Consider the following 21,818-nt stretch of genomic DNA (forward strand, 5'->3'; position numbering starts at 1 on the left):
GTGCCGAAGGGCCAGGTCACCACGGTCCCGGACGACGGGCTGACCACGCGGGCGCGGCGCACCCAGCCCCTGCTGGCGGTCCACACCGGCGAGATGAAGGGCAAGTCCACCGCCGCCTTCGGCATGGCGATGCGCGCGTGGACCCAGGGCTGGCCGATCGCGGTCTACCAGTTCGTCAAGAGCGCGAAGTGGAAGGTCGGTGAGGAGACCGCGCTGACCGCGCTCGGCCGGCTGCACGAGCAGACCGGGGAGGGCGGCCCCGTCGTCTGGCACAAGATGGGCAGCGGCTGGAGCTGGTCGCGCCGCCAGGGCACCGAGGTCGACCACGCCGCCGACGCCGCCGAGGGCTGGGCCCAGATCAAGCGCGACCTCGCCGCCGAGGCGCACCGCTTCTACGTGCTCGACGAGTTCACCTACCCCCTGACGTGGGGCTGGGTGGACGTCACCGACGTCGTCGAGACCCTGGCGCACCGCCCGGGCACCCAGCACGTGGTGATCACCGGCCGGGACGCACCGCCGGAGCTGGTGCAGGCCGCCGACCTGGTCGTCGAGATGACCAAGGTCAAGCACCCGATGGACGCCGGCCGCAAGGGCCAGCGGGGCATCGAGTGGTGACCACCGTGCCGCGGGTGGTGCTCGCCGCCCCCACCAGCAACGCGGGCAAGACCTCCGTCGCCACCGGGCTGGTCGCCGCGCTCACCGCGCGGGGGCACGCCGTCTCCCCGCACAAGGTCGGCCCCGACTACATCGACCCCGGCTACGCCGGGCTCGCCGCCGGACGGCCGGGCCGCAACCTCGACCCGGTGCTGGTCGGCGAGGAGCGGGTCGTCCCGCTGTTCCTGCACGGCGCCCGGGGTGCCGACGTCGCCGTCGTCGAGGGCGTGATGGGACTCTTCGACGGCGCCACCCGGCCGGGCCTGGAGCCGGGGTTCGCCTCCACCGCGCACGTGGCCCGGCTGCTGCGCGCGCCGGTCGTGCTCGTCGTGGACGTCTCGGCACAGGCGCAGAGCGTGGCCGCGCTGGTGCACGGGTTCGCCACGTACGACCCGCGGGTGCGCCTGGGCGGCGTCGTCCTCAACCGGGTCGGCAGCGACCGGCACGAGCAGATCGCGCGGGACGCGCTGGAGTCCACCGGCGTCCCCGTGCTCGGCGCGGTGCGCCGGCTGGACCGGCTGGCCACCCCGTCGCGCCACCTGGGGCTCGTCCCCGCCGCCGAGCGGTCGGCCGACGCGCTGGCCGGCGTCCGGGCCCTCGGCGAGGTGGTGGCCGGCTCGGTCGACCTCGACGCCGTCCTCCGGGTCGCCCGGTCCGCCCCGGCCCTGGACGGCGCGCCGTGGGACCCCGCCGCCGAGGTCGCCCGGGTGCCGGGCCGGCCGCGGGTCGCCGTGGCCGGCGGCGCCGCCTTCACCTTCGGCTACGCCGAGAACGCCGAGCTGCTCGAGGCCGCCGGCGCCGAGGTCGTGACCATCGACCCGCTGCGCGACGAGGCCCTCCCGGACGGCACCGCGGGCCTGGTCATCGGCGGGGGCTTCCCCGAGGTGCACGCCACGGAGTTGTCGGCCAACACCGCGCTGCGCGCCGAGGTGGCCGCGCTCGCGGCCCGCGGCGGCCCCGTCGCCGCCGAGTGCGCCGGGTTGCTCTACCTGGCGCGCAGCCTCGAGGGGCTGCCGATGTGCGGCGTCCTGGACGCCGAGGCGGTCATGTCCCCGCGGCTGACCCTGGGCTACCGCGAGGCCGTCGCGCTCACCGACTCCGCGCTGGCCCCCGTCGGCACCCGCGTCCACGGCCACGAGTTCCACCGCACCGTCGCCACCCCCGCCGCCGGCGCCACACCCGCCTGGCGCTGGGCGGGAGCCGAGCCCGAGGGCTTCGTCACCGGCAGCGTGCACGCCTCCTACCTGCACCTGCACTGGGCGGGGCAGCCTGCCCTGGCCGGGCGCTTCGTCTCCGCGTGCGCCCGCACGCCCGTCCTACGATCGGAGCAGCATGCACATCGCTGAGGGCTTCCTCCCGCCGGCGCACGCGATCGGCTGGACGGTCGCCGCCGCCCCCTTCGTCGCGCACGGCGCCCGGGCCGTGGTCACGGAGGTCCGCGAGAACCCGGAGTCCACGCTCCTGCTGGGTGCCGCCGGCGCGTTCACCTTCGTGCTGAGCGCGATCAAGCTGCCGTCGGTCACCGGCAGCTCCAGCCACCCGACCGGCACCGGCCCCGGCGCGATCCTGTTCCGACCACCGGTGATGGCGCTGCTCGGCACCGTGGTGCTGCTGTTCCAGGCGCTGCTGCTCGCCCACGGCGGGCTGACCACGCTGGGCGCCAACGCGTTCGCCTTCGCCGTCGTCGGGCCGTGGGCCGGGTACGGGGCCTACCGGCTGACCCGCGCCGCCGGCGCCGGGCTGCTGCCCGCGGTCTTCGTCGGCGTCGCGCTGGCCGACCTGGCCACCTACCTGATGACCTCGCTGCAGCTGGCGCTGGCCTTCCCCGACGCCACCAGCGGGTTCGTCGGCGCGCTGGCCAAGTTCCTCGCCGTCTTCGCGCTCACCCAGGTCCCGCTGGCCATCGGCGAGGGGCTGCTCGGCGTCCTGCTGTTCCGCGTCCTGACCCGCAACGCCCGGCCCGAGCTCGAACGGCTCGGCGTGCTGGAGCCGGCCACCCCCACCACCGCCGGGAGCCCCTTGTGAAGCGATCCGCCCTCGTCACCGCCCTGATCGTCGTCACCGTCGTGGCGCTGTTCGCGGTCCCGCTGATCGTGAACCCGGGCGCGGGGTACGGCGGCGCCGACGGCCGGGTGACCGAGGAGCTGGAGGCCGACGGCTACGAACCGTGGTTCGACTCCTTCTTCAGCCCGGCCGGCGAGACCGAGTCGGGGCTGTTCGCCCTGCAGGCCGCCCTCGGCGGCGGGGTGCTCGGCTACGTGCTGGGCCGGCTGCGCGGCCGGCGGGCGGCGGCCGAGGCCGCGACCGCCACCGCGACGGCCGAGCCCGCGACGGCCGAGCCCGCGACGGCCACGCCCGCGACGACCACGCCGGCGGAGACCGACCAGCGGTGAGGGGCCTCGCGGTCGACGAGGCGGCGTGGAGCAGCGCGTGGCGCGGGCGCTCGCCCGGCGACAAGCTGCTGCTCTGCGCCGGCCTCGTCGGCTGCGCGCTCGTGCTGCCCGCCTGGCCCGGCAGCGCGCTCGTCGGGCTCACCGCCGTCGGGCTGGCGCTCGGCCCGGCCCGGGTGCCGGCCCGCACGTTCGGCCGGGCGATCCGCTGGCCGCTGGCGTTCATCCTCGTCGGGGCGGTGACCGCCGTGGTGTCGGTCGGCGACGGCGGGATCGGCTGGGCGCCCGACGCCGCCGCCCGGGCCGGCGAGCTGGCCGGCCACGCGCTGGCCGGCAGCGCCGCGGTGCTCCTGCTGGCCACCACCACGCCGATGTCGGACCTGCTGCCCGCGCTGCGCCGGCTGCGGGTGCCCGCGGCGGTCGTCGAGGTGGCGGGCGTGACCTACCGGCTGCTGTTCGTGCTCCTGGAGAGCCTGCACACCATCCGCGAGGCGCAGACCGCGCGGATGGGCTGGTCCTCGGTGCGCCGCTCCTACCGCTCCGCCGGGCTGCTGGCCGCCGGGGTGCTGACCCGCTCGTGGGACCGGGCCCGCAGGCTGCAGGAGGGGCTGGCCGGCCGCGGCATGGAGACCGACCTGCGGGTGCTGCCCGAGGTGCTGCCGTCGTCCCGGGCCTTCCTGGCCACGGCGGCCACCGGCCTGGCCGGCATCGTCGCGCTCAGCCTGCTGGTGTCGGGAGGGGCGCTCGCGTGAGCCACCGGACCCTCGCCGCCGCCGGGCTGACCGTCGGCTACGACCGCGGCCGGCCCGTGCTGCACGGCGCCGACCTCACCGTCCCCGCCGGCCGGCGGCTGGCCGTGCTCGGCGCCAACGGCTCGGGCAAGACCACCCTGCTGCGCTGCCTGTCCGGCGCGCTGGTGCCCGCGGCCGGCGTGGTCACCGTCGACGGCGTGCCGCTGGCGCACACCCGCCGCGGCCTGCGGGCACACCGGCAGACCGTGCAGCTGGTGCTGCAGGACCCCGACGACCAGCTGTTCAGCGCCTCCGTCGCCCAGGACGTCTCCTTCGGCCCGCTCAACCTCGGCCTGGACGAGGGCGCCGTCCGGGCCCGCGTCGCCGAGGCCCTCGACCTGCTCGCCGTCGACCACCTGGCCGCCCGCCCGACCCACCAGCTCTCCTACGGCGAGCGCAAGCGGGTCGCCATCGCCGGCGCGGTCGCCGTGCGCCCCTGCGTGCTGCTGCTCGACGAGCCCACCGCCGGGCTGGACCCCTCCGCGGTCACCGAGGCCCTGGCCGCGCTGGCCCGCCTGCAGGAGCACGACTCGACGGTGGTCATGAGCACCCACGACGTCGACCTCGCGCTGCGCTGGGCCGACGAGGTCGCCGTCGTCGTCGACCGGGCCGTCGTCCAGGGCCCGCCGGCCGACGTGCTCGCCGACGACGCGCTCCTGGCCCGCGCCCGGCTGGACCGGCCGTGGGCGCTCACCGTCGGCGCCCGGCTGCGCGACCTCGGCCTGCTGCGCGAGGGGCCGCTGCCCCGGGACGCCGACGAGCTGCTGGCCGCGCTGCCCGACCGGCCGGGGGTCACGGCGTGACGGTGGTCGGCGTCGGTGCGCGGCCCGGGGTGAGCGCCGCCGAGGTGCTCGCCGCGGTGGACGCCGTCCTCCCCGCGGGGACGACGGACGTCCGGCTGGCCACGCTCGACACCCGCGCCGCCGAGCCCGGGCTCGCCACCGCGGCCGCCGCCCGCGGCTGGCCGCTCACCGGCCACCCCGCCGCGGTGCTGGCCGCCGTGCCGGTGCCCGCCCCGTCGGCCCGGGTGGCCGCCGCCGTCGGCACCCCGTCGGTCGCCGAGGCGGCCGCGCTGCTCGGCGGCGGGCCGCTGCTGGTCCCCCGGACGGTCGTCGGCCGGGTCACCGTGGCGGTGAGCGCATGAGCGCCAGGGGTGTGTCCTCGCCGGGTGGGGGGCCGGAGGCCCTCCGGACGGCGGGGACGGACGCGCTCAGCGCAGAGCCGGGGCACCTGGACGCGGTGGGAGCCCGGAGGGCGACAGTGTCATCGCTCCATCACCACGGGGACGCCGAGCTGGCGCCCGGCCTGGTCGACCTGGCGGTGAACGTCCGCGCGGGCACCCCGCCGCCGTGGCTGCGCGCCGTGCTCTCGGCCGCGCTGGACGACGTCGCCGCCTACCCCGACGCCCGCCCGGCCCGGGCCGCGGTCGCCGCCGCGCACGGCCGCCCGCCGGAGGAGGTGCTGCCCACCGCCGGGGCCGCCGAGGCGTTCACCCTGGTCGCCCGGGCCCTGCGCCCCCGCCGGGCGGTCGTCGTCCACCCGTCGTTCACCGAGCCGGAGGCGGCGCTGCGCGCCGCCGGGCACCCGGTGGAGCGGCTGCTGCTGCGCGCCGACGACGGCTACCGGCTCGACCCCGCGGCGGTGCCCGCGGACGCCGACCTGGTCGTGCTGGGCAACCCGACCAACCCCACCTCGGTGCTGCACCCGCGCGAGGACGTCGCGGCGCTGGCCCGGCCCGGCCGGGTTCTGCTGGTCGACGAGGCGTTCGCCGACACCGTCCCCGGCGAGCCCGCCTCCCTGGCCGGGCGGCGCGACCTGCCCGGCCTGCTGGTCGCGCGCAGCCTGACCAAGACGTGGGGCCTGGCCGGGCTGCGGGTCGGGTACGCCCTCGGCCCGCCGGACCTGGTGGCCGCCCTCGCCGCCGCCCAGCCGCACTGGCCGCTGGCCGGCCCGGCGCTCGCCGCGCTCACCGCCTGCACCGCGCCCGCCGCCCGCGCCGAGGCCGAGGCCGCCGCCCGCGACCTGACCGGGCACCGGGCCGCGCTGCTGGCGGCGCTGCCGGCCGGCGTCGAGGTCGTCGGGACGCCGCGGTCGTCCTTCGTCCTGCTCCGGGTGCCCGGCGGCGACCGGGTCCGCGCCGCCCTGCGGGAGTGCGGGTGGGCGGTCCGGCGCGGGGACACCTTCCCCGGCCTGTCGGCCGACCACCTGAGGGTGGCGGTCCGGGACCCGGGCACCTCCCGTGCGTTCGCCGCGACCCTCACTGGGATCCTGGGTGGCGCAGCTGTCCCGGCACCGGCGCCGCGGGCCCATCCCGCCGTTCCCGAGGAGATCCGCTGAGCAGCCCCTCCACCCCGTTCCCCGGCACGCTCCTGGGCGAGACGATCGCCGCCGTCCGCCCCCGCGACGCCGCCGCCGAGCAGGCCGCCCGCGAGCGGCTGGACCGCATGACCAAGCCGCCGGGGTCGCTCGGCGCGCTGGAGGACGTCGCCGCGCAGCTGGCCGGCACCGCCGGCACGTGCCCGCCGCCGCTGCCCACGCCCGCCGCGGTCGCGGTCTTCGCCGCCGACCACGGCGTGCACGCCCAGGGGGTGACCCCCTGGCCGCAGGAGGTCACCGCCCAGATGGTGGCCAACTTCGCCCGCGGCGGCGCGGTGGTCAACGCGCTCGCCGCCCAGCTGGGCGCCGAGGTGGTCGTCGTCGACGTCGGCGTGGCCACGGCCTACGCCGTCGAGCCCGGCCCGGCGCTGCTGTCCCGCAAGGTCCGGTCGGGCACCGCCGACCTCGCCGCCGGCCCGGCCATGACCCTCGACGAGGCCCGCCGGGCCGTCGAGGTGGGCATCGAGGTGGCGACCGGGCTGGCCGCCGGGCACCGCTGCCTGGTCACCGGCGACATGGGCATCACGAACACGACCGCCTCGGCGGCCCTGGTCTGCGCCTTCACCGGCGCGGACCCCGCCGCCGCCACCGGCCGGGGCACCGGGGTGGACGACCCGACCCTGGCCCGCAAGGTCGCCGTCGTGGCGCGGGCCGCCGCCCGCGTGCCGGAGCGGCCCGCGACCCCGGAGGCGGCCCTGGCCGCCCTCGCCGAGGTCGGCGGGCTGGAGCACGCGGCGCTGGCCGGCTTCGTGCTGGGGGCCGCCGCCGCCCGCGTCCCGGTGCTGCTGGACGGCGTCATCGCCGGGTCGGCCGCCCTGGTCGCGGCCGCGCTGTGCCCGGTGGCGCTCGACCACGCGCTGGCCGGCCACCTCTCCGCCGAGCCGGGGGCCGGCCTGGCGCTGCGCGCCCTCGGCCTGCGCCCGCTGCTGGGCCTGGACCTGCGCCTGGGCGAGGGCACCGGCGCGCTGCTGGCGGTGCCGCTGGTCGCCGGTGCGGCCCGGGCGCTGCGCGACGTCGCGACGTTCGACTCCGCCGGCGTGACCGAGAAGTGAACGCGACCTCGGTGGATCCCGGCAGCGGCGTGGTCTACCCGGTGGGGCTGCGGCTGCTCGACCGGCGGGTGGTCGTCGTCGGCGGCGGGCAGGTGGCCCACCGCCGGGTGGCCGGGCTGCTGGAGGCCCGGGCGCGGGTGACCGTGGTCAGCCCCGAGGTCACCCCGGCCCTCGAGGCCCTCGTCGGGCCGGGCGCGGTGACCTGGGTGCGCCGGCGGTACGAGGCCGGTGACCTGGCCGGCGCGTGGTACGCCGTCGCCGCCACCGACGACCCGGCCGTGAACGCCGCGGTCGCCGAGGAGGCCGAGCGGTCCCGTGTCTTCTGCGCCCGAGCCGACGACCGGGCGGCCTCCAGCGTGTGGACGCCCGCGGTCGGCCGGCAGGGCGACCTGGTGGTGGGCGTGCACGGCGGCGGTGACCCGCAGCGGGCCGTCGGCGTCCGCGACGCGGTGCTCGCCGGGCTCACCGACGGCAGCATCCGCGACCGCGCCGCCCGCGAGCCCGAGGGGGGCCGGCCCGGCGGCGTCGTCCTCGTCGGCGGCGGGCCGGGCGACCCCGGGCTGATCACCGTCCGCGGCCAGCAGGCCGTGGCGCAGGCCGACGTCGTCGTGGCCGACCACCTGGCGCCGCAGGGGCTGCTCGCCGCGCTGCCGCCCGAGGTGGAGGTCATCGACGCCTCCAAGCTCCCCCGGGGCCGGTTCATGGCGCAGGAGCAGATCAACGCGCTGCTGGTGGAGCACGCCCGCGCCGGCCGCCGGGTGGTCCGGCTCAAGGGCGGCGACCCGTTCGTGTTCGGCCGCGGCATGGAGGAGCTGGAGGCCTGCGTCGCCGCCGGTGTGCCGGTCGAGGTGGTCCCGGGGGTGACCAGCGCGATCGGCGTCCCGGCGCTGGCCGGCATCCCGGTCACCCACCGCGGTCTGACCCACGAGTTCGTGGTGGTCTCCGGCCACGTCCCCCCGGGGCACCCCGCCTCCCTGGTCGACTGGCCGGCCCTCGGCCGGCTGCGCGGCACGCTGGTCGTCCTCATGGGCGTGGACACCGCGCCGGCGATCGCGGCGGCCCTCGTCGAGCACGGCCGGGCGCCGGGCACCCCGGTCGCGGTGGTGGCCGACGGCTCGACCCCCGGCCAGCGGGTGGTGCGGACGACGCTGTCCGGGCTGGCGCGCACGCTGGCCGACGAGGGCATCCGGCCCCCCGCGGTGTGGGTGGTCGGGGAGGTCGTCGGCCTCACCGCCGGTCTCCCCCGCCCGCCCGGCTGAGCGCGGCCCCCCCGGCGGGCCGGCGGGGCACGGGAAAGCAGTTGTGCGCTCGATGTAGCACTCCTACTATCGCGGCACCTCGAACTCGGTGGAGGGGCCATGGGCGAGCCGGTCGTGTCGGTCCGCGGGTTGCGGATGACCTACGGGACGCAGGAGGTGCTGACCGGCGTCGACCTGGACGTCGAGGCGGGCGAGGTCGTCTGCCTGCTCGGGCCCAACGGCGCGGGCAAGACGACGACGATCGAGGTCCTCGAGGGCTTCCGGTTGCCGTCGGCCGGGGACGTGCGCGTCCTCGGCGAGGCCCCGGCGACCGCGGGGGACGCCTGGCGGGCCCGCGTGGGGGTGGTGCTGCAGTCGTGGCGGGACCACGCCCGGTGGACGCCGCGCCGGCTGCTGGTGAGCCTGGGCGGCTACTTCCGGCCCTACTCGACGCCGGAGCACCCGCGGCCCCACGACGTCGACCGGCTGCTCGACGTCGTCGGCCTCGCCGAGCACGCCGACCGCAAGATCGGCACGCTCTCCGGCGGCCAGCGCCGGCGGCTGGACGTGGCCGTGGGCATCATCGGCCGGCCGGAGCTGCTCTTCCTCGACGAGCCCACCGCCGGCTTCGACCCGCAGGCGCGGCGGGACTTCCACGACCTGGTGCACCGGCTCTCGGACCTGGAGGGCACGACGATCCTGCTCACCACCCACGACCTGGGGGAGGCGGAGAAGCTCGCCGACCGCATCCTCATCCTGACCGGGGGCCGGATCGTGGCCGACGGCAGCGCCGACGAGCTCGCCCGCCAGGTCGCCGGGACCGCCGAGGTGCGCTGGGCCTGCGGCCGGGAGCGGTTCGTGCACGCCACCGACGACCCCGTCGCCTTCGTCCGCAGGCTCGTCGCGCAGCACGGCGACGAGCTCACCGACCTCGAGGTGCGCAAGGCCGGCCTGGAGGACACCTACCTGGCGATGGTGCAGCGCTTCGAGGCCGGCGACCGCACCGCCGCCCCGGCCCTGCTGGAGGTGGGCCGGTGAACGCCACCCGGCACGCCGTCGGCCTGGGCCTGCACCGCGGGTGGACGGAGTTCCTCCTCAGCCTGCGCAGCCCCCAGGACCAGGGCTTCTACCTGTTCATGGGCGGCGCCACGCTGCTCTACCTGTGGTTCAACCGCGACGGCGAGATCACCGGCGCCGGCGAGACGATCCCGCTGGTCGCCTACTCGCTGCCGAGCATCCTCGCCGCCCTGCTGGCCTTCGGCGTCATCATCGGGCCCGCCTACGCCCTGGCGATGGAGCGCGAGGACGGCACGCTGCTGCGGCACAAGGCCCTGCCGCACGGCATGCAGGGCTACGTGACCGGCCAGCTGCTCTACCACTCCCTCGGCCTGCTGCCCATGCTGCTGGTCATCCTCGTGCCGAGCTTCCTGCTCTTCGACGGCGTCATGGCGCGCGGCGCCGAGGGCTGGCTCACCGTCACCTGGGTGGTCGTGCTGGGCCTGCTGGCCACGCTGCCGCTGGGCATGGTGCTGGGCTCGGTGGTGCCCAGCGTCCAGAAGGTCGGCAGCTGGGGGATGCTGCCGGTCATCGTGCTGACCGTCATCTCCGGGGTCTTCTTCCCCGTCCAGGCCCTGTGGGGGTGGGTGCAGGCGGTCGCGCAGGTCTTCCCGACCTACTGGATCGGCCTCGGGATGCGCTCGGCGTTCCTCCCCGACGCCGCCGCGGCGGTCGAGCTCGGCGGGTCGTGGCGCACCCTGCCGACCGTGCTCGTGCTGCTCGCGTGGGCCGTCGCGGGGCTGCTGGTGACCCCCGCGGTGCTGCGGCGCATGGCCCGGCGGCAGTCCGGCTCGCAGGTGGCGGCGGCGCGGGACGCGGCGGCGCAGTGGGTCCGGTGAGCGGCGAGCGCGCCGGGGACGCCGTCCACAACCGGATCGCGCTGCTCCGCGCCGAGCAGGGCGTCACCCGCCGGGAACTGGCCGACGCCCTCGGGGTGCACTACCAGACCATCGGCTACCTGGAGCGCGGCGAGTACAACCCGAGCCTGCACCTGGCGCTGCGCATCGCGGAGTTCTTCGCGGTCCCGGTCGAGGTGGTCTTCTCGACGCGCCCCTTCCCCCGCATCAGCGACGCCGGGCGGCCGCGGGCGGACCCTCCCGCCGCGGCCGGCTGACCCAACCGGGGGCTGACCGTGACCGCCCGGCTGCCCTCCGTTCCCTCCGAGCCTCGGCGCGCCGTTCCGCAGCGACAGCGACACGCTGCGTGACCTGCATGTCGACACGTCGACCCGGCGGGTGACGGCGGCCCGGCGTCTGGATGAGAGCTGGACGATCGCTGTACGTCGTCCCCCGGTGACGGCATGCTCCGGGACCCCAGGACGGGGACCCGGTGGCCACCGATGTCCACCGGGGGACGAGAGGAGATCGGTCCATGACACGAGGGCGGACGAGGGGCGCGCGCAGGACGGCGTCCCGGGCCGTGGCCGTCGGAGCCGGCGGGTTGCTGCTGGCCGTGGGGCTCCCCGCGACGGCCGCGGTCGCCGCACCGGGCGGCGCCGGGTGCGACAACCGCAACAACAACACCTACGACAAGCTGCTCGAGTGCATGACGCTCGAGGGGGTCGTCGAGCACATGGAGGCGTTCCAGAAGATCGCCGACAACAGCACCGACCCTGTGTACCCGGGCACCCGCGCGGCCGGGACCGACGGGTACGCCGACAGCGTCGAGTACGTCGCCGACCTCCTGGAGGACGCCGGGTACCAGGTCACGCGGACACCGGTCGAGATCACCTTCAACTTCCCCGCGGAGCTGCGGCAGCTGACCCCGGTCGCGGCCGACTACGAGACCGGCGTGTTCACCGGCAGCGGCTCGGGCACCGTCGAGGGGAACGTCATCCCGGTCGACATCAACCTCGAGGGCGACCGGGCCTCCACGAGCGGTTGCGAGGCGGCCGACTTCGCCGCGCTCGACTTCAGCGGGGACAGCGACATCGCCCTCGTCCAGCGCGGCACCTGCTTCTTCGGGACGAAGGCCTACTACGCCGAGGAGGCCGGGGCCGAGGCCGTGGTCATCTTCAACCAGGGCAACTCCCCCGACCGGGAGGGCCTGGTCGTCGCGGACGCCACGAGCGTGGACGAGCCGATCCCCGGGGCCCCGGGCCCGGTCACCCACGGCATCCCGGTCGTCGGTGCCAGCTTCGCCGACGGCGTGGCCCTGGCCCAGGAGGGCTCGACGGCGTACGTGGACGTCCTGCCGGCCGAGACCCGCACCGACTACAACGTCATCGCCGAGCTGCCCGGGAAGAACCCGGGCAACGTCGTCATGGCCGGCGCCCACCTCGACAGCGTCATCGAGGGCCCGGGCATCAACGACAACGGCTCCGGCTCGGCGGCGCTGCTCGAGACCGCGCTGCTCATGGGCAACACGAAGCCCGAGAACACCCTGCGGTTCGCGTGGTGGGCCGGGGAGGAGCAGGGGCTGCTGGGGTCGGCGGCCTACGTCGAGGGCCTCTCGCAGGACGAGCGCGACCGGATCGCGCTGTACATGAACTACGACATGGTCGGCTCGCCGAACTACGTGTTCATGGTGTACGACGCCGACGAGTCGACCTACCCCGCGCCGGTCCCGGTCCCCGAGGGGTCCGAGGCGCTCGAGGACCTCTACGAGGGCTACTACACGCTGATCGGGGAGCCCTACGACGACGCCGAGTACTCCGGCCGGAGCGACTACGAGGCGTTCATCCTCAACGGGATCCCGTCGGGCGGCCTGTTCACCGGCGCCGAGGTGATCAAGACCGAGGAGCAGGCGGCGATCTGGGGCGGCACGGCCGGCGAGCAGTTCGACCCGTGCTACCACGAGGCCTGCGACACGATCGAGAACTACGACGCGCACGCGCTCGAGGTGAACGGCGACCTCATCGCCTTCGCGATGCTGACCTTCGCCTACTCCACGGAGTCGGTGAACGGGGTCCCGGGCAAGCCGGTGCCCGGCCGCCCGATGACGCTCCCGGAGCCGGCCGGCCCGGAGGGCACCTTCCCGGAGGGCGGGGGAGGCGCCGCGCACCACCACGACGCCTGACCTGACCCGGTGATCATGGCGCCGTGACCGCCGGACCCGCTCCGCGCGTGGTCACGGCGCCATGGTCGCGGGGGCTGGGTGACGTGCTGGAACGACCCCTCTGCAGGGTCCCGCCGCGAGCCTGCGAGCGGTGGGGCAGAGGGGTCCTTCCTCAGATGTTGGCGCCGTCCGGTGGCGGCTCGTCGGGCAGCGGGGCGGCGAAGCCGGGGCCGTCCGAGCGCGGCGGGTCCATCCCGACGGTGAACGCGGTCATGGACAGCGAACCGTAGGTGTAGCCGTTGACCAGGACGTCGGCGGTCGTCCCGGTGGCCCCGGCCATCCCGGCGACGTAGAGCAGCGGCAGGAAGTGGTCCGGCGTCGGCACGGCCAGGTCGAAGTCCCGGTGCCCGTCGAGGCGGCCGACGGCCGCGGGGTCCGCGCGCATGAGCTCGGTGGCGGCCTCGTCGAAGCGGCGGGCCCAGTCGAAGCCGGCGTCCGGCATCGCCCGGCTCACCCCGGCGAGGTTGTGGACGACGTTGCCGCTGCCGATCACCAGCACGCCGTCCTCGCGCAGCGGGGCCAGCGCCGCGCCGAGCTGCAGGTGGTAGTCGACCGGCTTGAGCGCGTTGATCGACAGCTGCACCACCGGGACGTCGGCCTCCGGGAAGGCGTGCAGCAGCACCGACCAGGTGCCGTGGTCGATGCCCCAGCTGTCGAGGTCGGCCCCCACCCAGGTGGGGCTCACCAGGTCGGCGACCTCCTCGTGCAGCCCGGGCAGACCGGGGGCCTCGTAGCGGACGTCGAAGAGCTCCCGCGGGAAGCCGAAGAAGTCGTGGATGGTGCGCGGCCGGGGCATCGTGGTGACGGCGGTCGCGTGCACGTACCAGTGCGCGGAGACCACCAGGATCGCCCGGGGGCGCGGCACCGACCGGCCGAAGGCCCGCCACGCCTCGGTGTACCGGTTGCGCTCCAGGGCGTTCATCGGGTTGCCGTGGCCGATGAACGCGGCCGGCATGACGCTCACGGGCCAGCTCCCCTCCTCGACGCCGGACCGATCATGGCCGAGCCGTCCCAGCGGTGCGAGACCCGTCCGTCCGGATCCCCCGGTGGCGTCACCCGGCGTTGGACGTGGGCGGCACGCGCCGCAGCGCCGGCGACAGCCACCGCGCACCCGGCCCCTGCGCCGCCGCGGCGTCCTCCGGGTTGGAGAGCGCGCAGCGGGTCAGCGACAGGCAACCGCAGCCGATGCAGGAGGTCAACCCGTCGCGCAGCTGCTGCAGGGCCGCGATCTGCTCGTCGAGCCGCGCCCGCCAGCCCTCCGACAGCCGCGCCCAGTCCCGGGCCGAGGGGGTGCGCCCCTCGGGGAGGGTGTCGAGCGCGGCCCGGATCTCCGGCAGGGTCAGCCCGACGTTCTGCGCCGCCCGGACGAAGGCCAGCCGGCGCAGCACGCTGCGCGGGTAGCGCCGGGCACCCCCGGCGGTCCGGGTGGCGGTGACCAGCCCGACCGCCTCGTAGTGGCGCAGCGCGGAGGGCGCCAGCCCCGCCCGCTCGGCCACCTGCCCGATGCTGAGCAACTCGGCCACCGCGACCCCCTTGACCTCAAGTCGACTTGAAGTTCGACGGTAGTCCCATGCAGACCCCCACCGCACTCGTCACGGGCGCCTCCCGCGGGCTCGGCGCCGCCCTCGCCACCGCCCTGTCGGAGCGCGGCTGGCGCCTGGTCGTCGACGGCCGGGACGCCGACCGCCTCGCCGCCACCGCAGCCGCGCTCCCCCGGCCGGACCTCGTGACCGCCCTCCCCGGCGACGTGGCCGACCCCGCGCACCGGGCCGCGCTCGCGGCCGCGGCCGGGGACCGCCTCGACCTGCTGGTCAACAACGCCTCCGACCTCGGCCCGGTCCCACTGCCCGGGCTGGCCGACCTCCCGCCCGAGCGGCTGACCCGGCTGCTCGCCGTCAACACCGTCGCGCCGCTGGCCCTCGTGCAGGCGGTCCTCCCGGCGCTCGAGCGGGCCGGCGGCCGGGTGCTCGACGTGAGCAGCGACGCCGCCGTCGAGGCCTACCCGGGCTGGGGCGGGTACGGGGCGTCCAAGGCCGCGCTGGACCGGCTGACCGCGGTCCTCGCGGTGGAGCACCCCGCCCTGCGCTGGTACGCCGTCGACCCCGGCGACATGGACACCGACATGCACCGGGCGGCCGACCCGGACACCTCCGGGCTCCCGGCACCGGAGGCCGTCGTCCCGGCGCTGCTGCGCCTGGTGGACGGCGACCTGCCCGGCGGCCGCTACCGGGCGGCCGACCTCGCGGCCGACCTGGTCGACGGCGCCGCCGCGGGGGCCGGGCGGTGACCGCCGCCCCGCCGCCGGGCCCTGCGGCCACCACCCCACCGCCGGGCCCTGCGGCCACCACCCCACCGCCGGGCCCCGCGGCCACCACCCCACCGCCGGGCCCCGCGGCCACCACCCCGCCCGAGGACCGCGGGCTGGCCCGCGACGGGGTGCGGCTGCTGGTCGCCCGCCCGGACCGGCTGACCCCCGTCACCTTCCGCGACCTGCCCGCCCACCTCGCGCCCGGTGACCTGGTGGTCGTCAACACCTCCGCCACGCTGCCCGCGCGGCTGGACGTGCGGAGGGCCGACGGCACCCGGGCACCGCTGCACGTCTCGACCCGGCTGGACGACGGCGACTGGGTGGTCGAGCTGCGGCGTCCCGGCAACGACGGCCCCGACCGCGGCGTCGAGCCCGGCACCGTGCTGGACCTCCCGGGCGGCGTCCGGCTGCGGCTGCTGGCCGGCTTCCCCGATCCGGCCCGGCCGACCCGGCTGTGGCGGGCGCGCCCCGAGCCGGCCGTCGCGCTACCCGGCTACCTGCACCGGCACGGCTCCCCGGTGCGCTACGGGTACCTGAGCCGGCCGGTCCCGCTGGCCGCGGCGCAGAACGTCTACGCCACCGAGCCGGGCAGCGCGGAGAACGCCAGCGCGGGGCGACCGTTCACCGACCGCGTGCTGGTCCGGCTGATGGCCCGCGGCGTGCCGGTCGTGCCCGTCACCCTGCACGCCGGGGTCTCCAGTCCCGAGCTGCACGAGCCCCCGGCGCCGGAGCGGTTCCGCGTGCCGGAGGTCACCGCCCGGCTGGTGCGGGCCACGCGGGAGGCCGGCGGGCGGGTCGTGGCCGTCGGCACCACGGTCACCCGGGCGCTGGAGTCCGCCACCGGCGAGGACGGCGTCCTCCGCGCCGCGACCGGCTGGACCGACCTCGTGCTCGGCCCCGAGCGCCCCGCACGGGTGGTCACCGGCCTGGTCACCGGCCTGCACGCCCCCGACGCCAGCCACCTGCTGCTCCTGCAGGCGGTCGCGGGCCGGGACCTGGTCGAGCGGGCCTACGCCGCGGTCTCCGGGGGCGGCTGGCTGTGGCACGAGTACGGCGACACCATGCTCTTCCTGCCCTGAGACCGCCCCGCCGTCCGCGGGTCAGCGCATCCGCTCGGCGGCGTCCTCCAGCAGCACCCGCCGGTGCGCGGCCGGCCGGCGCGGGCAGGACGTGCACAGCGGCTCGGGCGGCAACCGGTAGAGCCGGCAGCAGGAGACCCGGTCGGTGAAGCGGGCACCGGCGACGTCGACGAAGCGCGGGGCGGGCATGGGCGGCCCGACGGCGGCCACCAGCGGCGCGGCCAGCGCGCTCGCCCCGCCGACGTCACCCAGCGCCCGCCCCAGGGCCAGCAGCCGGTTGGCCACCGAGTCGGTCGCGACCGCCCACAGCGGCCGCGGCCGCAGCCCGCCCACCGCGGCGACGGTGCCGACGACGGCCGCCAGGCTCTCCCGCAGCTCGGCGGCGAGGTCCTCCCCCGGCGCGGTGGCGGTCGCCGCCACCGGCAGGCCGCCGGCCAGCAGGGCCAGGGTGGTGTCGGCCAGCCGCGCCGACAGCGGCCGCCCGGTGACCAGCCCCGCCAGCGCCGGGGTGAGCAGCACGGAGGAGGCCGAGTACCACCACACCGTGGCCAGCGCCGGCCGGTCGGCGCTGCGGTACCGCACGCCGAGCTCCGCCACCCGCCGGGTGGTCCACCCCGGGTCGGCCAGCACCGTCGCCGGGACCGCCTCCGCGGAGGGGGGCGCGAGCAGCCCCAGCGCGGCCGCCCCCGGCACCCGCGCGGCCACCGCCGCCTGCTCGTCGACCCCCACGCCCCCAGTCTGGCCGGGGCGCTGCACGGACGTTGCCGGGGGCAGACGCAGGAGCGCCCGGGACCCTACGGTGTGGCCGGGAGCACGCTGCGTCGTCCACCGGCGACGCCGAGACGGGAGGTACCCCAGTGAGCGAGTCGACCGAGGTCGCGGGCCGCCGCTTCGCACCACCGGAGGAGCTGGCCGCGCAGGCCAACGTCGGTCCCGACACCTACGCGGAGGCCGCCCGCGACCGGCTCGCCTTCTGGGCCAGGCAGGCCGAGCGGCTCACCTGGGAGCAGAAGTGGGACGAGGTCCTCGACTGGAGCAACCCGCCGTTCGCCCAGTGGTTCGTCGGCGGGAAGCTCAACGTCGCCTACAACTGCGTGGACCGGCACGTCGAGGCCGGCCACGGCGAGCAGGTCGCCTACCACTGGGAGGGCGAGCCCGGCGACCAGCGCAGCATCACCTACGCCCAGCTCAAGGACGAGGTCTGCAAGGCCGCCAACGCGCTGGTCGAGCTCGGCGTGCAGGCCGGCGACCGGGTGGCCATCTACATGCCGATGATCCCGGAGACGGTGATCGCGATGCTGGCCTGCGCGCGGATCGGCGCGGTGCACATGGTGGTCTTCGGCGGCTTCTCGGCCGACGCGCTGGCCAGCCGGCTCGACGACGCCGGCGCCGTCCTGGTGATCACCGCCGACGGCGGTTACCGGCGCGGCGCGCCGTCGGCGCTCAAGCCGGCCGTCGACGACGCCGTCGGCCGCGGCGGCGCCGTCCGCAACGTCGTCGTGGTGCGCCGCACCGAGCAGGACGTCGAGTGGACCGAGGGCCGCGACCTCTGGTGGCACGACGTCGTCGGCCGCCAGTCGACCGAGCACACGGCCGAGGCCTTCGACGCCGAGCACCCGCTCTACATCATGTACACCTCGGGGACGACGGCGAAGCCGAAGGGCATCCTGCACACCTCCGGCGGCTACCTCACCCAGGTCGCCTACACCCACTGGGCGACCTTCGACCTCAAGCCGGACACCGACGTCTACTGGACCGCCGCCGACGTCGGCTGGGTCACCGGCCACAGCTACATCGTGTACGGGCCGCTGGCCAACCGGGCCACGTCGGTGATGTACGAGGGGACGCCGGAGACACCGCACCGCGGGCGCTGGTTCGAGATCGTCCAGCGGTACGGCGTCACCGTCCTCTACACGGCGCCGACGGTGATCCGGACCTTCATGAAGTGGGGCGAGGACATCCCGGCCGGCTTCGACCTGACCAGCCTGCGGCTGCTCGGCTCGGTCGGGGAGCCGATCAACCCCGAGGCCTGGCTCTGGTACCACGAGCACATCGGCGGCGGTCGCTGCCCGATCGTGGACACCTGGTGGCAGACCGAGACCGGCGCGCACATGATCACCCCGCTGCCCGGCGCGACGGACCTCAAGCCGGGCTCCGCGCAGACCCCGTTCCCGGGGATCTCGGCCAAGGTCGTCGACGACGAGGGCAACGAGCTCGGCGACGACACCACCGGCCTGCTGGTGCTGACCGAGCCGTGGCCCGCGATGCTGCGCACCATCTGGGGCGACGACGACCGCTACGTCGACACCTACTGGTCACGGTTCGGCAAGAACGTCTACTTCGCCGGGGACGGCGCCAAGAAGGACGCCGACGGCGACATCTGGCTGCTCGGCCGGGTGGACGACGTCATGAACGTCTCCGGGCACCGCATCTCCACGACCGAGGTCGAGTCCTCGCTGGTCGCGCACCCGGCGGTGGCCGAGGCGGCGGTGGTCGGCGCCAGCGACCCGACCACCGGGCAGGGCATCGTGGCCTTCGTGATCCTCCGCGGTGACGCGGTGGACTCCGGCGAGGACCTGGTCACGGAGCTGCGGCAGCACGTCCGCAAGGACATCGGCCCGATCGCCAGCCCCCGGCAGATCATGGTCGTGCAGGAGCTGCCGAAGACCCGGTCGGGCAAGATCATGCGCCGGCTGCTGCGGGACGTCGCGGAGAACCGCGAGCTGGGTGACGTCACCACGCTCACCGACTCGTCGGTCATGAACCTGATCAAGGACAAGCTGCCGGCGTCGTCCTCGGAGGACTGAAAGAGGACCCCGTCCTCCTCAGCCCTCGCACGCTCGGGCCGAGCCTCTGGACGGGGCCACCCTGCCCCCCGTGAAGGACCCCGTCGGCCTCACCCCTCGCACGCTCGGGGCGAGCCTCCGGACGGGGCCGCCGAAGCTCGGCGCCGGCCCCTGCAGAGGGGCCGGGACGCGATCCCGCCCACCCGCGTCCCGGCGCCCCCTCCACGGGGGACGCCGGGACGCGCGCTCGCTGATCATGGGGGACGATCCAACCGAGCTCCCGGCGCAGCCGGTGACCGAGACCCCAGGAGGTGCCCCCGTGGCCCACAGCGCATCGACGAACCCGCCCCAGAGCCGGCACGCCGGCACGGAGGAGCCGTCGATCGGGACGCTGGTGCAGAGCGCCATGGCCGACGTCTCGACCCTGATCCGCAGCGAGGTCGAGCTGGCGAAGGCCGAGATGACCTCCTCGGCGAAGAAGGCCGGGATCGGCGCCGGGGCCTTCGGCGCGGCCGGGGTGGTGCTGGCGTTCTCGGTGTTCTTCATCGGCATCGCGCTGGCCGAGTTCCTGACCTGGCTGGGCCTGATCCGGTGGATCTCCTACCTGATCGTCTGGGCGCTGTTCGTCGTCGTCGCGGCGATCGCCGCGCTGATCGGACGCCGGCAGATCAAGAAGATCGACAAGCCGGAGCGCACGCTGGAGACGCTGCGGGAGCTGCCCTCGGTGATGCACCGCGAGGCCCCCGGCGCCCGGCGCCGCGAGGTGCCGACGGTGACCAACGGCCGGGTGCAGCTGCGCGGCAGCGACAACTACACCGTCTGACCGGGCCCGGGAGCCGCGCCCGGTGACCGCCGCCGAGGAGGGGCCGCCGGACGCGACGAGCGTCCTGCTGCCCGGACCGTGGACCCACCGCGACCTGTCGGCCAACGGCGTGCGCCTGCACGTGGCCGAGGCCGGCGAGGGGCCGCTGGTCCTGCTGCTGCACGGGTTCCCGCAGTTCTGGTGGGCCTGGCGGGCCCAGCTGCCGGCCCTGGCCGCCGCCGGGTTCCGCGCCGTCGCCCCCGACCTGCGGGGCTACGGGGCGAGCGACAAGCCGCCGCGGGGCTACGACCTGCCGACGGCGGCGGCCGACGTGGCCGCGCTGGTGCGCGCGCTGGGTGAGGAGGACGCCGTCCTCGTCGGGCACGACTGGGGCGGGCTGGTGGCCTGGTCCGCCGCCGCGCTGCACCCGCGCAGCGTCCGTCGCCTCGTCGTCGTCTCCATGGCCCACCCCCGGCGGCTGCGGGCCGCCCTGGCCGACCGCGCCCAGCGCCGGGCGCTGCGCTACGTGCTGGGCTCGCAGCTGCCCCGGCTGCCCGAGCGGCGGCTCACCCGCACCGACGACGACCCGGTCGCCGACCTGGTGCGCCGGTGGGCCGGCCCGGCGTGGACCGGCACGGCGGACTTCGCCGAGGCCGTGGCCCGCTACCGCTCGGCCGCCCGCATCCCGCAGGCCGCCTACGGCTCGATGGAGTACTTCCGCTGGGCGGGCCGGTCGCAGATCCGCCCGGACGGGTGGCGCTACGCCCGCCGGATGGCCGCGCCGGTCACCGCCCCGACCCTGCAGCTGCACGGCGCGCTGGACCCGTGCGTGCTGCCGGGCTCGGCCCGCGGCTCGGGGCGCTACGTGGCCGGCGCCTACGAGTGGCGCGAGCTCGACGGGGTGGGCCACTTCCCGCCGGAGGAGGCCCCCGGGGCGGTCAGCACCGCCATCGCCGACTGGGCCGCCGGCTGAGCCAGGTGACGGGAGCGAGGACCCCGTCCCTCTCACCGCTCGCAAGCTCGCGGTGAGCCTCCGGACGGGGCCTTACTCGCAGGAGCCGGTGCCGACCTCGGTGGTCGCCGTCGTCCCGGCCAGCCGCGCCTCCGCCACCTCGGCGGCGGTGAGCGCGTAGCCGGTCAGCGGGTCGTCGATGGCCGAGGCGAACACGACGCCGAGCAGGTGCCCCTGGGCGTCGAGCAGCGGCCCACCGGAGTTGCCCGCCCGGACCTCGCCGTAGAGGGCGTAGACGTCGCGCTGCACGGTCGTGCTGTTGCGGAAGTCGGGGCCGCTGATCTCCCCGCGGTCGCGCACCCGGGCGGGCCCGACGAACAGGCCACCGCCGCCGGGGTAGCCCATGATGATCGCGTCGGCGTTCTCGTCGACCGGCGCGTCGGCCCAGGTCAGCGGCACCTGGGGCAGCCCCGGGACGGCGAGGACGGCGATGTCGGTGGCCTCGTCGACGTAGACCGGCACCGCGTCGTACTCGCTGCCCTCCGCCTGCACGACCGGGTCGGTCACCCCGGCGAGCACGTGGGCGTTGGTCATCACCCGCTGGGGGGCGAACACGAACCCGGAGCCGTCGATCTGGCGGGAGCAGGACGGCGCCACGCCGGTGATCTTCACCACCGAGCCCTCCACGGCGCCGACGACGGGGCTGTCGATGAGCGTCGGGTCGGGGGCGGGGACGTCGGTGACCTGCGTGGGGGTCAGCGGGTCGAGGACGTCGGGCAGGCCCCGGCGGTCGATCGCCTCCCGCAGCGAGTCGTAGACCGACCGGACGCCGTCGGGCACCGTGCGGTCCACCGCCTGCACCAGCGAGGACTGGCGCACCTGGCCGGCAACCTGCGGGAACGGCGCGCTGGCCAGCGGGGTGGCCACCATCCAGGCGACGAGCAGGACGGCGGCCGCGGAGAGCACCGCACCGGCGACCGAGTCCACGAGCGCCGCCGGTTCCCAGGTGACCCGCCGCCGCACCGCGCGGCCCACCGCCCCGGCCAGGAGCTGGCCCAGCAGGGCCCCGGCCAGCACCACGACGAGCGCGACGAACACCCGGGTGACCGCCGACCCGTCGACCTGGTCGGCGATCGGCCCGGAGAGCTGGGCACCGAGCACCGCGCCGCCGAAGAAGCCGAAGAAGGACGTCGCGGAGACGATCAGCCCCTGCCGGAACCCGGACAGGGCGAACACGAGGGCGAGCACGATCAGGACGAGGTCGACGGCGGACACGG

General features: G+C 76.5%; 23 protein-coding genes. 19 read left to right on the forward strand and 4 right to left on the reverse strand.

The features are described 5' to 3' along the window. The 14 genes from cobO to D0Z06_RS06390 all read left to right on the forward strand — a co-directional run bounded on the left by cobO (position 1) and on the right by D0Z06_RS06390 (position 12,575). On the forward strand, positions 1–615 hold the full coding sequence (cobO, locus tag D0Z06_RS06325) for a cob(I)yrinic acid a,c-diamide adenosyltransferase (RefSeq protein WP_117376525.1): 615 nt from the start codon (positions 1–3) through the stop codon (positions 613–615). Further along, positions 612–2,000 carry a cobyrinate a,c-diamide synthase gene (locus D0Z06_RS06330; protein WP_199522161.1) on the forward strand — a complete coding sequence of 463 codons (1,389 nt, stop codon included), beginning with the start codon at positions 612–614 and terminating at the stop codon, positions 1,998–2,000. The genes cobO and D0Z06_RS06330 overlap by 4 nt, the downstream gene beginning before the upstream one ends. Continuing rightward, positions 1,987–2,679 carry an energy-coupling factor ABC transporter permease gene (locus D0Z06_RS06335; protein ID WP_117376526.1) on the forward strand — a complete coding sequence of 231 codons (693 nt, stop codon included), beginning with the start codon at positions 1,987–1,989 and terminating at the stop codon, positions 2,677–2,679. Before D0Z06_RS06330 ends, D0Z06_RS06335 begins: the two co-directional genes overlap by 14 nt. Then, the gene (locus D0Z06_RS06340) at positions 2,676–3,047 is read left to right on the forward strand and encodes an energy-coupling factor ABC transporter substrate-binding protein (protein ID WP_117376527.1); all 372 of its coding nucleotides are present in this window, start codon (positions 2,676–2,678) and stop codon (positions 3,045–3,047) included. The genes D0Z06_RS06335 and D0Z06_RS06340 overlap by 4 nt, the downstream gene beginning before the upstream one ends. Beyond that, positions 3,044–3,796, forward strand: a complete 753-nt coding sequence (gene cbiQ / locus D0Z06_RS06345) for a cobalt ECF transporter T component CbiQ (protein ID WP_117376528.1) — start codon at positions 3,044–3,046, stop codon at positions 3,794–3,796. Before D0Z06_RS06340 ends, cbiQ begins: the two co-directional genes overlap by 4 nt. Beyond that, on the forward strand, positions 3,793–4,638 hold the full coding sequence (locus D0Z06_RS06350) for an energy-coupling factor ABC transporter ATP-binding protein (RefSeq protein ID WP_117376529.1): 846 nt from the start codon (positions 3,793–3,795) through the stop codon (positions 4,636–4,638). The genes cbiQ and D0Z06_RS06350 overlap by 4 nt, the downstream gene beginning before the upstream one ends. Next, positions 4,635–4,979: a cobalamin biosynthesis protein gene (locus D0Z06_RS06355; protein WP_117376530.1), complete on the forward strand. Its 345-nt coding sequence runs from the start codon at positions 4,635–4,637 to the stop codon at positions 4,977–4,979. Before D0Z06_RS06350 ends, D0Z06_RS06355 begins: the two co-directional genes overlap by 4 nt. A 116-nt stretch (positions 4,980–5,095) precedes the next feature. Further along, entirely contained in the window at positions 5,096–6,172 is a 1,077-nt protein-coding gene (gene cobC, locus D0Z06_RS06360) for an Rv2231c family pyridoxal phosphate-dependent protein CobC (protein WP_233517491.1), read from the forward strand. Between the two features lie 44 nt (positions 6,173–6,216). Further along, the gene (gene cobT / locus D0Z06_RS06365) at positions 6,217–7,263 is read left to right on the forward strand and encodes a nicotinate-nucleotide--dimethylbenzimidazole phosphoribosyltransferase (protein WP_233517512.1); all 1,047 of its coding nucleotides are present in this window, start codon (positions 6,217–6,219) and stop codon (positions 7,261–7,263) included. Between the two features lie 11 nt (positions 7,264–7,274). Further along, the gene (gene cobA / locus D0Z06_RS06370; RefSeq protein ID WP_233517492.1) at positions 7,275–8,522 is read left to right on the forward strand and encodes a uroporphyrinogen-III C-methyltransferase; all 1,248 of its coding nucleotides are present in this window, start codon (positions 7,275–7,277) and stop codon (positions 8,520–8,522) included. A 99-nt stretch (positions 8,523–8,621) separates the two neighbouring features. Beyond that, the gene (locus D0Z06_RS06375; protein ID WP_233517493.1) at positions 8,622–9,539 is read left to right on the forward strand and encodes an ABC transporter ATP-binding protein; all 918 of its coding nucleotides are present in this window, start codon (positions 8,622–8,624) and stop codon (positions 9,537–9,539) included. Further along, positions 9,536–10,396, forward strand: a complete 861-nt coding sequence (locus D0Z06_RS06380) for an ABC transporter permease (RefSeq protein WP_117376533.1) — start codon at positions 9,536–9,538, stop codon at positions 10,394–10,396. Before D0Z06_RS06375 ends, D0Z06_RS06380 begins: the two co-directional genes overlap by 4 nt. After that, complete coding sequence (locus D0Z06_RS06385) at positions 10,393–10,671, forward strand: helix-turn-helix transcriptional regulator (RefSeq protein ID WP_117376676.1); 279 nt, start codon at positions 10,393–10,395, stop codon at positions 10,669–10,671. Before D0Z06_RS06380 ends, D0Z06_RS06385 begins: the two co-directional genes overlap by 4 nt. Positions 10,672–10,976: 305 nt before the next feature. Beyond that, the gene (locus D0Z06_RS06390) at positions 10,977–12,575 is read left to right on the forward strand and encodes a M28 family peptidase (RefSeq protein WP_199522162.1); all 1,599 of its coding nucleotides are present in this window, start codon (positions 10,977–10,979) and stop codon (positions 12,573–12,575) included. Positions 12,576–12,726: 151 nt separating this feature from the next. On the opposite strand, the gene ygiD is transcribed toward D0Z06_RS06390, so the two are convergent. Both ygiD and soxR read right to left on the reverse strand, forming a co-directional pair. Next, positions 12,727–13,569 carry a 4,5-DOPA-extradiol-dioxygenase gene (gene ygiD / locus D0Z06_RS06395; protein ID WP_117376677.1) on the reverse strand — a complete coding sequence of 281 codons (843 nt, stop codon included), beginning with the start codon at positions 13,567–13,569 and terminating at the stop codon, positions 12,727–12,729. Positions 13,570–13,666: 97 nt separating this feature from the next. Further along, positions 13,667–14,137: a redox-sensitive transcriptional activator SoxR gene (soxR, locus tag D0Z06_RS06400; protein WP_117376535.1), complete on the reverse strand. Its 471-nt coding sequence runs from the start codon at positions 14,135–14,137 to the stop codon at positions 13,667–13,669. Between the two features lie 47 nt (positions 14,138–14,184). Between soxR and D0Z06_RS06405 the strand changes: the two genes are divergently transcribed. Together D0Z06_RS06405 and D0Z06_RS06410 are read left to right on the forward strand one after the other, a co-directional pair. Continuing rightward, a complete protein-coding gene (locus D0Z06_RS06405) occupies positions 14,185–14,901 on the forward strand; it encodes an SDR family NAD(P)-dependent oxidoreductase (protein ID WP_117376536.1) in 717 nt (238 codons plus the stop codon). Next, complete coding sequence (locus D0Z06_RS06410; RefSeq protein WP_117376537.1) at positions 14,898–16,001, forward strand: S-adenosylmethionine:tRNA ribosyltransferase-isomerase; 1,104 nt, start codon at positions 14,898–14,900, stop codon at positions 15,999–16,001. The genes D0Z06_RS06405 and D0Z06_RS06410 overlap by 4 nt, the downstream gene beginning before the upstream one ends. A gap of 21 nt (positions 16,002–16,022) precedes the next feature. On the opposite strand, the gene D0Z06_RS06415 is transcribed toward D0Z06_RS06410, so the two are convergent. Then, on the reverse strand, positions 16,023–16,730 hold the full coding sequence (locus D0Z06_RS06415; protein WP_233517494.1) for a (2Fe-2S)-binding protein: 708 nt from the start codon (positions 16,728–16,730) through the stop codon (positions 16,023–16,025). A 128-nt stretch (positions 16,731–16,858) separates the two neighbouring features. Between D0Z06_RS06415 and acs the strand changes: the two genes are divergently transcribed. From acs to D0Z06_RS06430, 3 genes are all read left to right on the forward strand, one after another. Continuing rightward, a complete protein-coding gene (acs, locus tag D0Z06_RS06420) occupies positions 16,859–18,808 on the forward strand; it encodes an acetate--CoA ligase (RefSeq protein WP_117376538.1) in 1,950 nt (649 codons plus the stop codon). A 298-nt stretch (positions 18,809–19,106) separates the two neighbouring features. Beyond that, positions 19,107–19,610 carry a phage holin family protein gene (locus D0Z06_RS06425; protein ID WP_117376539.1) on the forward strand — a complete coding sequence of 168 codons (504 nt, stop codon included), beginning with the start codon at positions 19,107–19,109 and terminating at the stop codon, positions 19,608–19,610. 22 nt (positions 19,611–19,632) lie between these two features. Beyond that, complete coding sequence (locus D0Z06_RS06430) at positions 19,633–20,562, forward strand: alpha/beta fold hydrolase (RefSeq protein WP_117376540.1); 930 nt, start codon at positions 19,633–19,635, stop codon at positions 20,560–20,562. Positions 20,563–20,634: 72 nt separating this feature from the next. Here the strand turns inward: D0Z06_RS06430 and D0Z06_RS06435 are convergent, their stop codons facing one another. Next, a complete protein-coding gene (locus D0Z06_RS06435; protein ID WP_117376541.1) occupies positions 20,635–21,816 on the reverse strand; it encodes a MarP family serine protease in 1,182 nt (393 codons plus the stop codon). Between the last annotated feature and the right edge of the window lie 2 nt (positions 21,817–21,818).

It is taken from the genome of Geodermatophilus marinus (genome assembly GCF_003428645.1).
In the GTDB taxonomy this organism is placed as follows: domain Bacteria; phylum Actinomycetota; class Actinomycetes; order Mycobacteriales; family Geodermatophilaceae; genus Geodermatophilus.

Excerpts from the sequence above, each read along its gene's own strand:
- D0Z06_RS06375 (WP_233517493.1), top strand. The coding sequence starts at position 8,622 with ATGGGCGAGCCGGTCGTGTCGGTCCGCGGGTTGCGGATGACCTACGGG.
- ygiD (WP_117376677.1), bottom strand. The coding sequence starts at position 13,569 with ATGCCGGCCGCGTTCATCGGCCACGGCAACCCGATGAACGCCCTGGAG.
- D0Z06_RS06405 (WP_117376536.1), top strand. The coding sequence starts at position 14,185 with ATGCAGACCCCCACCGCACTCGTCACGGGCGCCTCCCGCGGGCTCGGC.
- D0Z06_RS06335 (WP_117376526.1), top strand. The coding sequence starts at position 1,987 with ATGCACATCGCTGAGGGCTTCCTCCCGCCGGCGCACGCGATCGGCTGG.